This window comes from Pseudomonas sp. 7P_10.2_Bac1, assembly GCF_025465935.1.
Taxonomy (GTDB): Bacteria; Pseudomonadota; Gammaproteobacteria; order Pseudomonadales; family Pseudomonadaceae; genus Aquipseudomonas.
The window spans coordinates 31,975-44,894 of sequence record NZ_JANLNV010000092.1; the positions used below are offsets into that span (position 1 = coordinate 31,975).

12 protein-coding genes are annotated in these 12,920 nt (G+C 56.8%); 8 read left to right on the forward strand and 4 right to left on the reverse strand.

Features of this window, described 5'->3' with window-relative positions:
• Positions 1–124: 124 nt before the first annotated feature.
• Positions 125–571 (reverse strand): PilZ domain-containing protein, encoded by a 447-nt coding sequence (locus NTD86_RS22915; RefSeq protein ID WP_262205669.1) that lies wholly within the window; start codon positions 569–571, stop codon positions 125–127.
• Between NTD86_RS22915 and NTD86_RS22920 the strand changes: the two genes are divergently transcribed.
• The 4 genes from NTD86_RS22920 to NTD86_RS22935 all read left to right on the forward strand — a co-directional run bounded on the left by NTD86_RS22920 (position 570) and on the right by NTD86_RS22935 (position 4,233).
• Positions 570–956, forward strand: coding sequence for a thioredoxin family protein (locus NTD86_RS22920; protein WP_262205670.1), 387 nt, complete (start codon positions 570–572; stop codon positions 954–956). The genes NTD86_RS22915 and NTD86_RS22920 overlap by 2 nt on opposite strands.
• A 120-nt stretch (positions 957–1,076) precedes the next feature.
• The gene (locus tag NTD86_RS22925; protein WP_262205671.1) at positions 1,077–1,577 is read left to right on the forward strand and encodes a universal stress protein; all 501 of its coding nucleotides are present in this window, start codon (positions 1,077–1,079) and stop codon (positions 1,575–1,577) included.
• A gap of 114 nt (positions 1,578–1,691) precedes the next feature.
• Positions 1,692–2,666, forward strand: coding sequence for an HTH-type transcriptional regulator CysB (cysB, locus tag NTD86_RS22930; RefSeq protein ID WP_048368621.1), 975 nt, complete (start codon positions 1,692–1,694; stop codon positions 2,664–2,666).
• A gap of 178 nt (positions 2,667–2,844) precedes the next feature.
• Positions 2,845–4,233, forward strand: a complete 1,389-nt coding sequence (locus NTD86_RS22935; RefSeq protein ID WP_262205672.1) for a DUF4329 domain-containing protein — start codon at positions 2,845–2,847, stop codon at positions 4,231–4,233.
• A 199-nt stretch (positions 4,234–4,432) separates the two neighbouring features.
• Here NTD86_RS22935 and NTD86_RS22940 read toward each other — a convergent pair whose 3' ends face one another.
• Together NTD86_RS22940 and NTD86_RS22945 are read right to left on the reverse strand one after the other, a co-directional pair.
• Positions 4,433–5,569, reverse strand: coding sequence for a catalase family protein (locus tag NTD86_RS22940; protein ID WP_262205673.1), 1,137 nt, complete (start codon positions 5,567–5,569; stop codon positions 4,433–4,435).
• A 19-nt stretch (positions 5,570–5,588) separates the two neighbouring features.
• Positions 5,589–7,403 (reverse strand): di-heme-cytochrome C peroxidase, encoded by a 1,815-nt coding sequence (locus tag NTD86_RS22945; protein ID WP_262205674.1) that lies wholly within the window; start codon positions 7,401–7,403, stop codon positions 5,589–5,591.
• Positions 7,404–7,659: 256 nt separating this feature from the next.
• Here NTD86_RS22945 and NTD86_RS22950 point away from each other — a divergent pair, with 256 nt between their 5' ends.
• From NTD86_RS22950 to NTD86_RS22960, 3 genes are all read left to right on the forward strand, one after another.
• Positions 7,660–8,379, forward strand: a complete 720-nt coding sequence (locus tag NTD86_RS22950) for an FKBP-type peptidyl-prolyl cis-trans isomerase (RefSeq protein ID WP_262205675.1) — start codon at positions 7,660–7,662, stop codon at positions 8,377–8,379.
• A 414-nt stretch (positions 8,380–8,793) separates the two neighbouring features.
• On the forward strand, positions 8,794–9,141 hold the full coding sequence (locus NTD86_RS22955; protein ID WP_262205676.1) for a multiprotein-bridging factor 1 family protein: 348 nt from the start codon (positions 8,794–8,796) through the stop codon (positions 9,139–9,141).
• Positions 9,138–9,506, forward strand: coding sequence for a hypothetical protein (locus NTD86_RS22960; protein WP_262205677.1), 369 nt, complete (start codon positions 9,138–9,140; stop codon positions 9,504–9,506). Before NTD86_RS22955 ends, NTD86_RS22960 begins: the two co-directional genes overlap by 4 nt.
• Before the next feature lie 179 nt (positions 9,507–9,685).
• Here NTD86_RS22960 and NTD86_RS22965 read toward each other — a convergent pair whose 3' ends face one another.
• The gene (locus NTD86_RS22965; RefSeq protein WP_262205678.1) at positions 9,686–11,767 is read right to left on the reverse strand and encodes a carboxy terminal-processing peptidase; all 2,082 of its coding nucleotides are present in this window, start codon (positions 11,765–11,767) and stop codon (positions 9,686–9,688) included.
• A 138-nt stretch (positions 11,768–11,905) separates the two neighbouring features.
• Here NTD86_RS22965 and NTD86_RS22970 point away from each other — a divergent pair, with 138 nt between their 5' ends.
• Positions 11,906–12,868, forward strand: coding sequence for an NAD(P)H-quinone oxidoreductase (locus NTD86_RS22970; protein WP_262205679.1), 963 nt, complete (start codon positions 11,906–11,908; stop codon positions 12,866–12,868).
• Positions 12,869–12,920: the final 52 nt, after the last annotated feature.

The following is a 12,920-nucleotide window of genomic DNA, read 5'->3' on the forward strand; positions in this document are numbered from 1 at the left end:
CTCGTCAGGTCACGGGTGCCGGCCGCCAGCGATCCCCGTGCGGCGGAGCACAGCTTGATTGAGCGCATCGGGGAGCGGAACCTTAACGCGTTAACCGGTAATTCGACAATGGGCTGACAGCTGTTTAATCCAGCGCAGGTTGTGCCAGGGCCTTATCCAGGGTCTCTTGTGAAAATTCCACGGCGTGCAGGTTGACCCATTCGAGTGCCAGCGCATCCTTGTTTTCGAAGGTGAGGCTTTGTTGATGCCGCTGTCGGCAATAATGTTCAATTTGGCATACCTGTTCCCCCATGCGCGCACCAAATAGCGTCTGGTCGTCGGTAAAGGCTACGCCAACGCGATACCCGCCGGCATGCTTTTCACACCAGGCTATATAGCCGGGGTAGTGCGCGGTTTCACCCAGAGTAGGCATGTACATGTCGACCGCTGCACCGCGTCTCCAGCCTCTGTCAGTGTTGCATGCCACACCGCCAAGGCTGATAGAGTGCAGCTTCTGGCGCGAAAGGGCAGGGTGCTTGCGAAGGGTGATCTGAACAGGAACATCGTCTGGGTGAGGTAAAAAACGACCCATGTACGCACACTCCAAGTGCCAGCAATTTAGTGTTGTTTTGCTGAGTATAGTGATTGAAATGGAACTGACTGATTTTGATGCGGATCAGCACCTGCTGACGCAGCCCGGCACCACGCTGGTGGTGTTCACCAGCCCTGGATGTTCGAGTTGCCGCACCGCGCGCAAGATGTTGCCTGATATGCAGTTGCCCATCGACCAGTTGTGCTGGATTGATGCGGGTGACAACGGCGGACTGGTCGAGCGCTATGGGATCTTCCACCTTCCTGCGTTGTTTGTCGTGCGTGACGGTGCATTTTATGGCGAATTGAAGTCACGCCTGAGCGAAGGGGAGCTGGCGCATCATATCAGGATGGCTCTGCTGCTCGAGCCCGACGAGTTGCCGTAAGCTTCCAGAAATACACGCTGCCTGTACGGTATGAGCACGTTATCGCCTGGTCCATCGTAGTTGTCCGGGCGCTGCTAAGATGAGTTGATCTCGGCCACAACACCCTGTCAAGGAGGTCGCATGATTCGCTCGATACTGTACGCCACAGACCTCGGTATTTATGCACCGGTTGTGATGCAGCACGCCTTGGAACTGGCCCGAAGCTTCAAGGCTGATTTGTATGTGCTTCACGTCGTGGAGCCCATGGGGCTATTTGCCGAGTCGGTTTTGCAAAGTTATCTCGATGAACAAGCCTTGAATGAACTGCAACAGCAGGGCATGGACACCATGCTGTCCAATATTGAACAGCGTGTTTTCGACAGCCTTCGAGATGAACTGTCCGAAGGGGCCCAAGAACTTGACTTGATCCGTTCGGTCAAGGTGATTCAGGGCGAACCTGCCCAGGTGATTCTGGAGCAGTCGCGAAAGCTGGGTGTCGATCTGCTGATCCTTGGCAGTCACGGCCAGTCTATCGGGGCAAATACCCATTTGGGGCACAACGCAGCCCGCGTCGTAGAGCAGGCGCAGATGCCGGTGTACCTGGTGCCTTTGTTGCAACGTCGGCGTCGCACCGATGTGTGAGGGTGACGAACTGCTAAAAACGATAAAAAAGTTCTAGATTTATTCTTCTTACCTTCCATATAGTTATATATCGCCGCCGATACTCATGGCGCCTATTTGCTCTGAGGGATGCATATGAAGCTTCAACAACTGCGCTACATCTGGGAAGTGGCGCACCACGACCTCAACGTTTCAGCTACAGCTCAGAGTCTTTACACCTCGCAGCCGGGGATCAGTAAACAGATCCGCTTGTTGGAAGACGAGCTGGGCGTGGAAGTATTTGCGCGCAGTGGTAAACACTTGACCCGTGTCACCCCAGCGGGCGAGCGCATCATCACCACTGCCGGTGAGATTTTGCGTAAGGTCGAGAGCATCAAGCAGATCGCCCAGGAATTCTCCAACGAGAAGAAAGGCACGTTGTCGATTGCCACCACTCACACGCAGGCACGTTATGCCTTGCCACCGGTGATCAGCAACTTCATCAAGCAGTACCCGGATGTCGCCCTGCACATGCATCAGGGCTCACCGATGCAAATTGCTGAAATGGCCGCTGACGGCACTGTCGATTTTGCAATTGCCACCGAAGCGCTGGAACTGTTCGGCGACCTGGTGATGATGCCGTGCTATCGCTGGAACCGTTGCGTGGTGGTCCCTCAAGGTCACCCGCTGACCAAACTGCCGAAGCTGACCCTCGAAGCCCTGGCCGAATACCCGATTGTGACTTACGTCTTTGGCTTTACGGGCCGTTCAAAACTGGACGAAGCCTTCAGCCATCGTGGCCTGACCCCGAAAGTAGTCTTTACCGCGGCCGACGCTGACGTTATCAAGACCTATGTGCGTCTGGGCCTGGGCGTCGGTATCGTGGCCAAGATGGCCGTGGACACCAACCTCGACAAAGACCTCGTGGTCCTGGATGCCAGCGAATTGTTCGAGTCCAGTATCACCAAGATCGGCTTCCGTCGCGGGACCTTCCTGCGTGGTTTCATGTGCGACTTCATTGAAAAGTTTGCACCGCACCTGACCCGCGAAGTGATGGCCAAGGCGATTGCCTGCCACAACAAGCAAGAGCTTGAAGATCTCTTTGAAGGGGTTGAATTGCCTGTTCACTGAGTGAACTGACAGGCCCGAAGTGGCCTGTCGAATCCATGGCGGTAGTGGCGTGCGTGCCAATACCGCCCATGAATGCACCTATCCCACTAACGCACAGATTGCCATGAAGACCTTGAAACTCACGGTGTGACTTCACGCTGGGCCTGCCGCCCGGCCATACCCTGACAAGGATCCGTTCATGAGTAACCGCTCCCAGACTGCTTCAGTTCTGATTCCACCTTTAAGCCCGGCTTTCATCAGTGCCGATGATGCGGCCGTGTATGCCCATGAGTTAATCACGACCATCAAAAATGGCGTTGTCTATGGCGGTTTCATCCTCGCTCGGCAAAACCGCTATTACGCCACTTTGCCGAAGGCCGGGTCCGCATTGTCCTTCGACCCTGCCAATGTGCTGACCCTCTCCGACGACGGTCTGTTTCTGCCGATTGAGGGATACACCATCGAAGCGATGTATCACTCCAATACCTCTCTTTATCGAGTGCCTTGGCAGGTGCACGAGGAAAGCCAGTTGCAGGACAATTTTTTTTCGATTCAAGACCTGAACCTGGCCATTCGCTACAGACACAACTACCCGCGTTTCTATTTGTCCTGCCCGGACAAATGCGTGTTGAGTTACATCGCCAGCGGGTCGGCTCTTGAGCAGGCGCTGCTACCTCTGCTCTCGCGCACGCGGCCGCAATACCCCGGAACGTTTGAAAGAGCCTATGACGTGGGCTCGTTGATGCCCTCACACTTGATCGGCCTGATCTGCCTGGCGGGGACACTCAGCATCGTGTTGCCGGGTGCGCGCTGGGCTCGTCGAACCCGTTTGGGGGCCAACTGGAAGATCGATCAGCAGAACGGTCGTACGTCAGTCGACATGCCTCCATTGTGTGAAAGCGTGTTCAGCGATGTGCTTGACGCGGTAAAGGCTGTTCAGCGGCACCTGCGGTTGCGCAAGCATGTGCAGTTTGCGGGTTATGTCCTCAAACATGCCGACACACAAGATTACGTGTGCACCCGACCATTGGAGACGCCGTACTTTGAGTTTGACCGCGATGTGCTCTTCCCCAAGGACTCCAGCGGAGTTCCAGTACTGCCTGAGGGATACAGCATTGTCGGAGTCTACTTGTCGGGTGAAGAACCGGATGTACTTTTGCATGAAAGTACCAATGAGTTGTTTGGAGATTTTTTCTCGCCACGTGCACTGCTAACCAGTTTGTTGCTGGTGCGTGCGACGCCGGGATGCGAGGTGTTTTTCTGCGCACGCGAGGGTGGGTTGCTGCGTTATCAGGTTGAAGCCTCAGAGGCGGAAGCACAGTTACTGGCGCGACTGAATCGGGTGCACAACACCTTGGCTGACATAGAAGCAAACCTATTCCCTTACGACAGCAGCACCGTGGCCTACGTCCACTGCGTCGCTCAGGCAGGCAAGCTGGATGTGATCATCGCCGATGAGGTCTGGGCGCAGGTTGGACGCGTCGGCCCGGATTGGGCGCCCTTCGTCGTGTCCGGTGGGCAAGCAGTGGCCAATACTCCGGGCAAGAAAAAGCGATTTGCCTATGCAGGACTGCCAAGCAGTGAATGATTTGCCCAAGGTTTGCTGGCAGATATCTGGCGGGCAAATGACTACGGGATACCTCCCCCTTTGCAGGGCATAGGCCTCAACACTTTTTTATGGGTGAAGAATGGCTCGTAGGGGCTGGAGAGCCGCCAGGGCTGCGATCTTATAAATCCAGAAGATCGCAGCCTGCGGGCGCGCCGGCGAGAGACAACGTCACGCGTTGTTACTGTTCGGCGTTGCGAGTGTGACGGTATTGGCTGACCGAGTCATATACGGCTTTACGCAGGCGATTGATGCCGCCGATTGGTCGATGCTCTTCGATCCCATGCCAAGGGCTGAACGACAGGTTGTCGCACGCCAGATTCTGGCTCGGGGTATCAAAGTCTTGTGGCGCTACGGTAATGCGCGCCACGGTCTCAAACGGTGCGTCAGATTCTTTCCACTCAATGCTGGTGTCCTCAATCGGCATGTAGTGATTGGCGTTCTGGCGTTGAACCTGCAACACAAAGCACGCGGGCGTGCGGTCGGTGGTGAGCTGCTGCGTCAAGGCGCTGCGCAAGAAGTTCGGCAGGTCCTGATTTTGTTTGGGCAAGGTGTATGCCGGGCAATTATGCGCATCGGGTTCCACTCGAAACTTGGCATTGGCCAGACCGAACTTGTACGGCGAAACCGAGTAGTAGGTGGTCTGTGTCGGGCTGGCGGGCGCGGGAGCCAAGGTGGCCAGCGCGATAAACAAATGCCGTACCTGCCAAGTGCGCGGGTCCCAGGACGGGAAAAACGCCAGCACTTTTTTACCGTCGGCCTGGGCCGCGATGTTTTGCCGATATTCCGCGACATCGCTGACGAAAAAGTTGGGATGGTTGAACATCACGAAGTCTTGCTCGGCGCGCCCTTGCTGGCTGGCCATCAGTTGCGTCCCCGGTACGTCCTGCAATTTGATCGCCATGCCGCGCGCGTCGCGGATGCTGTCAAATTGCGGGTAAGCGTTGCCGTTGGACAGGCGCATTACCGCCTGCCAGGTTTTGCCGGGTGTCGCGAATACGCCCTGACGCAAGGCCGGGTCGAGGTCATCCAGCACCTTGACTTCGGCTTTGACACAGCCATGCGCTTTGGCATGGGCATCACGCAGGTAGCGCGTGTTGTCACGATGCTGATCGACGATTTTGATCGCCGTCTGGATCGTGTCTTGCGTCATCGCGGCTTCATCGGCCGGGATCTGTTCCTGGGCGGATACCGGGCCGCGATATTTCCAGGCATACCAGCCGGTTGTCAGCGCCCAGCCCAACAGCCCCAGCACGATCAGGGCGAGCAGTAGCTTGCCCAGCCAGGTGCCGAGTCGAAGCCATAAAGTGATCAGCATGCAAACATCCTTTTAATCGTTATGGGTTGGGCAACTGTTGTTCGAGCGGGCCGCCAAGCACTTTCAGGTACTCGATCAAGGCCCAGCGCTCTTCGGTTTGCAGCAGGCGACCAATCACGCCATTGCCAAGAGGCCCGGCGCGGAACTCGTGACCGCTGTTGTGGTTGCCGCTGATGCGCGTGTCCAGCACAAAGCCACCGTCAAAGGCCTGCGTGCTGTAGCCCAAGTGGCGCGGGTCATACTCAAAATTGCCACGATAGAAGGTCTGATCGCGTTCTGATTGCGGTGAAAGCAGTTGATACACCGTCGGCACAGAGCCGTTGTGCAAGTAGGGCGCAGTGGCCCAGATGCCGTCCAGCGGGCGTGCCTTGTAAGCGCGTAACTCCAGCACGCCAATCGGCAGGCCAAAACCGTTGAGCCGCACTTGCTCCTCAGTGCTGATTTGGTCGTCTTTATAGGCGCGCTTCTCGACAAAGGCAGTGACATACGCCAGCCCCTTGGCGACAGACATGTGCTTCAAGTCCAATGGCTCGTCAGACTTGGGGAGCAGGTTGACGTTCATGCTGGCCAACTCCACTGGGTCCCATTGCAGGGCGCTCAGGTCGTAGCGGTTATCAGCGATGTTCGTGGCTGTGTTGGGATCGGTGCCGATGACCTCAACTGGCAACATTTTGAGCTGCTTGACCCCGCGCCCATCTTGCTCAACCACAGGCGGCACGTGGCAGGCGGCACAGTTCTCGGCAAACAGCGCACGGCCCTTGGCGGCCAGCGGGCGGTCAATCTTGCCAAACAGATCTTCGGGCCATACCGGAGGCTTGAGTTTTTGCAGGGTTTCTTCGATCAGGTGCAAGTCATTGACCCGCACACTGGACGGGTAGCGGTCATCGCCTTGCAGCGGCTGGCCGTGGCTGTCGAAGAAGTTCAGGGTAGCGCCTACCCCCAGCGCCTCGCCGATGTTACGCGCCATGGGCTGCTGGGCCGAGCCGTTCCATTGCACCCAATCAAACGTCCACATGTCCCACAGATGCGGGTAGTCCACTGGCGCGTTGGCCACCCGATAGTTGTCGGGGGAGATCGCGTCGCCGAAGCTGGCGTTGGCAATACGGCCAAAGGCGTCGGTGCGGCCAGGCCCTTCCTGCGTGGGATAAAGGCCGCGATGGGTGTCGTTCCAGGCCACGGCCAAAAACGTGTCCAGCGTTGTCTTGAAGTCTTTGCGCAGTTGTTCGTGCCCGGTTTCATAGTTGTCGCCCAGGACCGTACGGGCAAAACGTTCAAACTTCCACGGGTTGTAGTAGGTCGCTGCCAGGCTGGCGACCAGCGCCTGGCCAAAGCTGCCGCCGCGCAGGGTCGGCACGCTGGAAGGCAGCACGTGTTGCGCCGGGCCGCCGTCAATGCGCAGAGCCTGGCCTTTGTAACGCAGTTCGCCGGTATGGCACGCCGCACACGTGATATCCAGGTACTCGACGTTATTGCCTGGGTTTTGATGACGGGTGAAACCTACTGGCAAGTTGCCCGGATTGGCAGCGCTGGGTTGCTGCTTGGGGTCCACCAAAAAGCCAAAACGTGCCATGTACTCGGGCGCGGCGAAGCGCTGTGTTGAAAAAGGCAGCTCCAGAGCTGTAAACCAGTCGTAATGCAACCCTTTAACTTGCGTGCCCTGGGGCGTGTAGTAATAAGTTTGCCGGTCAGCCTCGCTCCACTGGTCTTGATAGTGCACCTGCTGCGCCGGGGTGTAAGAGGGCAGTTTAGGGTTGGCGATGAAGTAAACAACAACACAGAGCCCTAGTGCCAAGGCTGCGACAAACCCTAGCACCACACGGTAAAACACTCGCAAAGTAACGCTCCTTGTAGGAATTTTTTCAGTCTTATGCCTGAGCGAAGGGCCAGCATCAAGTGGCTAGGTAAAGTGAGGTGCAGGTTTGCAAGCCTGCTTGATGTGTTAGCAAAAGTTGCGGTAATTATGAATTGTGTTTTAGACATGAACTTATCCGCGAATTGCCCCTCTCATGCCGGTAGCCATTGGTTGCGGCCGCCTGATAAGCTCGCGGCTTTATTCGATTGCCCATTTGGCGCATGAACAAGGAAATAGCATGAAACAGCATCGGTTGGCGGCAGCTGTGGCTCTGGTAAGCCTGGTACTGGCGGGTTGCGATTCGCAGACCAGCGTAGAGCTGAAAACCCCGGCGCAAAAAGCCTCTTACGGCATTGGCCTGAACATGGGCAAAAGCCTGGCTCAAGAAGGCATGGATGATCTGGATTCCAAAGCCGTAGCCTTGGGCATCGAAGACGCCGTTGGCAAGAAAGAGCAAAAGCTTAAGGATGACGAGCTGATTGAAGCCTTCGCCGCCCTGCAAAAGCGCTCTGAAGAGCGTCTGGCCAAAATGAGTGACGAAGCCTCTGCAGCCGGTAAAAAATTCCTCGAAGAAAACGCCAAGAAGCCTGGTGTTGTGACAACCGCTTCTGGCCTGCAATACGAAGTCATCAAGAAAGCCGATGGTCCTCAGCCTAAGCCAACAGACGTGGTGACTGTTCACTACGAAGGCAAGCTGATTGACGGCAAGGTATTCGACAGCTCGATCGAGCGCGGTAGCCCGATTGATCTGCCAGTGAGCGGCGTGATCCCGGGTTGGGTTGAAGGCCTGCAACTGATGCACGTTGGCGAGAAGTACAAGCTGTATATTCCAAGCGAGCTGGCTTACGGTGCACAGAGCCCGAGCCCGGCGATTCCGGCCAACTCGGTGCTGGTATTCGATCTGGAACTGCTAGGTATCAAAGACCCGGCCAAGCCAGAAGCAGACGCTGCCAAGTAAGCAGCTTTTGTGTTGATGCAACGCCCCGTCTCGACGGGGCGTTGTTGTTTTCGGGGGCCGAAGGCGCTTTTTAAACACGGACCCGACCAACGGTTGTTTATCCCATAATTTCTGCCGGCTAGTAGTTGCTGACTACCAAGTCAATGAATTTATGGGTTTTTTTATGTGTGTAAAAAATGCCCGATCTAAGCGCAGGCCTTATGGCACGTGGCTTTCAGAGGTGAAAATCAGCTCTGTTCACAAGGTTATCCACAATTTGTGTGGATAACATTTCCCGTATTCCGGTTTCACTCCCGTGCTGAAGATGAACACTGAAATGCAGATCAAAAACCCCAGAGACCTTGGCGGCTGATAGGATTATGCTTCTAGGGAAAATTCCGACTCGATATGTATATAAGTCTGACGGGGTTAGCAATGGATCTTCAAATCATCAAACGCAATGGAGAGCCCGAATACGCGGTTCTTTCGTGGGCGAGCTACCAGGCGCTACTCAAGGCTGCAGGCATCAATGATTCGGTAGCACCTTTGGCAACTGAGGCTGAACGACAGCCATCCGAGCCCGCGCACGCGTTGCCAGGGCTCGATCAGTTACGTGGCTTGCGCGAAGACAAAGGGTTGGCTCTGGAGGCGCTGGCGCGCACGGTAGGCATCAGCCCTTCATACCTTGGGATGATCGAAGCCGGTGAGCGTCTGCCGGATCTGGCCATTCGCCGTAGCTTGGCTTGGGAGCTGGGCGTTGCGGGCTGGAGGGAAGCCTCATGAACGTGCGCATCAGTCGTCAACATTGGGATGGGTTACTGGCTGAACTGGATCAGGCGCGTCGACAGCGCCATCTAGTCACGTATCGCGCGCTGCTGGAGCGTTTGCAACTGCCCAGCCCTGCCATGCTGACCCTTACGTCGGCGCTGGAGCACCTGGCGGCCATGGATGTGCGGGCGGAGCAGCCGCTACGCAGTTCGCTGGTGATCAGCCAGGGTGCGAGCCGCTTGCCGCGAACCGGTTTTTTTGAGTGCGTGGAGCGCCTTGGCCGTTTTTCCGGGCCGCCGGATGGCGTTGCAGCCGCCTCCTGGCATGCTTCTGAAGTGGTTCGGGTGTTTGAACACAGCTACGAACACGAGCAAGCATAAAGACAAAAGGGCGGGCCGCATGATGCGACCCGCCCTTTTTTACGCCCAAACCCACTGTCCAGTCCCCGCGCTGTCGCGCAGCACACCTGTAGCCGCTGGCGAGGCACGAAGGCTGCGATCTTTTGATCTTCTACTGCATCAAAAGATCGCGGCCAGCGCAGCTCCTGGCTGGGTTTAGGTTACTTCTTGCCAGCCTGTGGATTGAGCTTGAGGTAGTCCAGCAGGATGCGCCCGGTTTCACTCAGGTAGGCGTCATCTTCTGGCTTGGTCTTTTCAGGCTCGACCGGCAGTGCATCTTCGTCTTCTTTCTTCATTTCCTTGAGCGGTGCTTCACCCTTGGCCTTGCGACGGGCGTTTTCCATGGCCAGTTGCTGGGCGTCGATGTCAGCGTGTTGAGCACGACGTTCTGCTTCGTTCAGGCTCACGGTTTTCTCGGCCATCAGCTTGTCGGCCAACGCCAGCTTGTCGCGAATGAAGATGAACTCGGCATCTTTGGCCACGCGCGCATCGTGATCGGCCTTGAGCTCCGACAGATACGGCTTGAACGGGTCAGCCGCCGGCTTGATCGCAGGCCGGATGGTGTCCCATGGCATGGCCTCGGGCAGTGCACTTTCACCGATTTCCTTGGTGTCGATAATCGACGGGAACGCCACGTCAGGCAGTACGCCCTGATGCTGGGTGCTCTGGCCGGAAACCCGGTAGAACTTGGCCAGGGTCAGCTTCAGTTCGCCGTGGTTGAGCGGCTGAATGGTTTGCACCGTGCCTTTGCCGAACGTCTGGCCGCCGATAATCAGCGCGCGGTGGTAGTCCTGCATGGCACCGGCAAAAATCTCCGACGCCGATGCCGACAAGCGGTTGACCAGCAGCGCCATCGGGCCTTTGTAGAACGCCCCCGGGTTTTCGTCTTCAAGCACGTCGACTTTACCGTCAGCGTTTCGCACCAGAACCGTCGGGCCCTTGTCGATAAACAGGCTGGTCAGTTCGGTCGCTTCCTGCAACGAACCGCCACCGTTGTTGCGCAGGTCGATGATCACGCCATCGACTTTGTCGTTCTGCAACTCGGTCAGCAGTTTTTTAACGTCGCGGGTTGTGCTCTTGTAGTTCGGATCGCCGGCACGGTAGGCCTTGAAGTCCAGGTAGAACGCCGGGATCTCAATCACGCCCAGTTTGTAGTCCTTGCCATCCTGCTTGAGGTTGAGGATCGACTTTTTCGCCGCCTGTTCTTCAAGCTTCACCGCTTCACGGGTGATGGACACAATCTTACTGGTCTGGTCATTAGGCGCGTTGCTCGCCGGAATCACTTCCAGGCGCACGACAGAGCCTTTAGGGCCACGAATCAACTTGACCACTTCGTCCAGGCGCCAGCCGATCACATCGACCATCTCTTTGTCGCCTTGGGCGACACCGATGATCTTGTCAGCCGGGGCGACCTGCTTGGTCTTGTCGGCGGGACCTGCCGGTACCAGGCGCACGATCTTCACTTGATCGTTATCGCTCTGCAACACGGCGCCGATGCCTTCCAGCGACAGGCTCATGTTGATGTCGAAGTTTTCCGCGTTATCTGGCGACAGATAGTTGGTGTGCGGGTCGTAAGACATGGCGAAGGTATTGATATACGCCTGGAAGATGTCTTCGCTGCGGGTCTGATCAAGGCGGCTCAATTGATTCTTGTAGCGCTTGGTCAGCAGTTCCTGAATTTTCGACGGCTCTTTGCCGGCGATTTTCAGGCGCAGGACTTCGTCTTTCAGGCGTTTGCGCCACAAGTCATTGAGTTCGGCTTCGGTCTTGAGCCACGGAGCGTCCTTGCGATCGATCTGCAAGGTCTCTTTGGTGTTGAAGTCGAACGAATCAACGCCCTTGTCCAGTTGGGCAAGAGCGAAATCCAGACGCTCCTTGACGCGGTCCAGGTAGCGCTTGTAGATGGTGAAGCCGGGATTGAGATCGCCGCTCTTGAGGAAATCGTCAAACTGGAATTTCCATTTGTCGAATTCGGCGATATCACTGGCCAGAAAGTAACTGCGCGATGGGTCGAGCAGCTTCAGGTAGCTGTCATAGATGATCGCTGAACGTGCGTCATCCAGTGGCGGCTTGCTGTAATGATGGCGTTTGAGCAGCTCAACAACGTTAAGGCTGGCAATTACCTCATCACGATCGGGCTGAAGGTTATCCCAACTGTTAGCGGCGAACGTAGTGGCCGAAAACGGCATTACGCCTAAGCCGATGAAGAGAGCGAGTGCGGTGCTAGGGAATATTTGCTTCATGCTGAGTCGACGCGGGGGCAATTGATAACGCATATTAGGCCGTCTTTGAAGTCGCCGGTTCCCTAAGAACCGGCCGCATAATGCAAGAAGCCCGATGCAGCAGCACCGGGCTCAGTCCAGACTCACTATGGAGGCACTGTGAAAGCATTGCAAGGCGTTGAGGGACAAGTGAAGTGGGTAGAAGAACCAAGCCCACGCTGTGATGTAGGACAAATCCGAATTCGCGTGGCGGCTGCAGGCCTAAATCGCGCCGATCTTTTGCAAAGCCAGGGCTTGTATCCGCCACCGCCAGGCGCCAGCCAGATGCTGGGCCTGGAGTGCTCCGGCGTGGTCAGCGAAGTGGGGCCAGGTTCGTCCTGGCAGGTGGGAGACCGCGTGTGCGCGCTGTTGGCGGGCGGTGGCATGGCCGAAGAAGTGGTGGTCGATGCGCGTCATGCCTTGCCAGTGCCTGAAGGTTTGTCGCTGATTGAAGCCGCGGCCTTGCCTGAGGTGTACAGCACGGCATGGTTGAACTTGTTCCAGTTGGCGGCCCTTAAACCGGGTGAAAAAGTCTTGCTGCATGCCGGAGCAAGTGGAGTTGGTTCAGCCGCTATTCAGCTGTGCAAAGCGTTTGGCAGCCCGTGCTGGGTGACGGTCGGTTCGGCCGAGCGTTTAGCCTACTGCGAGGCGCTGGGTGCTCAGGGCGGGGCTGTACGTACCCAAAGCCTGGACAGCCTCAAGGCGTTAGGGCCATTTGATGTGGTGCTGGACCCGGTGGGTGCCAACTATGTGGAATCCAATCTCAAATTGCTCGCGCTGGATGGGCGTTGGGTCTTGATTGGCCTGATGGGCGGGCGCAAGGCTGAGCTGGACCTGGCGTTGGTACTGGGTAAGCGCATTCAGTTGCTGGGCTCGACGTTGCGTAGCCGCAACGACCAGTTCAAGGCCGATTTGCTGAGTGACTTGTACCAGCAGGTATGGCCGTTGTTTACCGAGGGCCGACTCAGCCCGCAGTTGGCCAAGACCTTTCCGATTGCAGAGGCGCAAGCGGCGTTTACCGAACTGGCCGGCAATCAGGTGTCGGGCAAGCTGGTGCTGGTGATCGACGCGAGCCTGGTGTAGTTGACGCATAACTGTAGGAGCGCGGGGGGGGGGGGGGCGGTTTGTTCTTTTA

Coding starts and splice junctions, on each gene's coding strand:
- NTD86_RS22915 (WP_262205669.1), bottom strand. CDS start 571: ATGGGTCGTTTTTTACCTCACCCAGACGATGTTCCTGTTCAGATCACC.
- NTD86_RS22935 (WP_262205672.1), top strand. CDS start 2,845: ATGAGTAACCGCTCCCAGACTGCTTCAGTTCTGATTCCACCTTTAAGC.
- cysB (WP_048368621.1), top strand. CDS start 1,692: ATGAAGCTTCAACAACTGCGCTACATCTGGGAAGTGGCGCACCACGAC.
- NTD86_RS22955 (WP_262205676.1), top strand. CDS start 8,794: ATGGATCTTCAAATCATCAAACGCAATGGAGAGCCCGAATACGCGGTT.
- NTD86_RS22950 (WP_262205675.1), top strand. CDS start 7,660: ATGAAACAGCATCGGTTGGCGGCAGCTGTGGCTCTGGTAAGCCTGGTA.
- NTD86_RS22940 (WP_262205673.1), bottom strand. CDS start 5,569: ATGCTGATCACTTTATGGCTTCGACTCGGCACCTGGCTGGGCAAGCTA.
- NTD86_RS22965 (WP_262205678.1), bottom strand. CDS start 11,767: ATGAAGCAAATATTCCCTAGCACCGCACTCGCTCTCTTCATCGGCTTA.
- NTD86_RS22960 (WP_262205677.1), top strand. CDS start 9,138: ATGAACGTGCGCATCAGTCGTCAACATTGGGATGGGTTACTGGCTGAA.
- NTD86_RS22925 (WP_262205671.1), top strand. CDS start 1,077: ATGATTCGCTCGATACTGTACGCCACAGACCTCGGTATTTATGCACCG.
- NTD86_RS22920 (WP_262205670.1), top strand. CDS start 570: ATGTACGCACACTCCAAGTGCCAGCAATTTAGTGTTGTTTTGCTGAGT.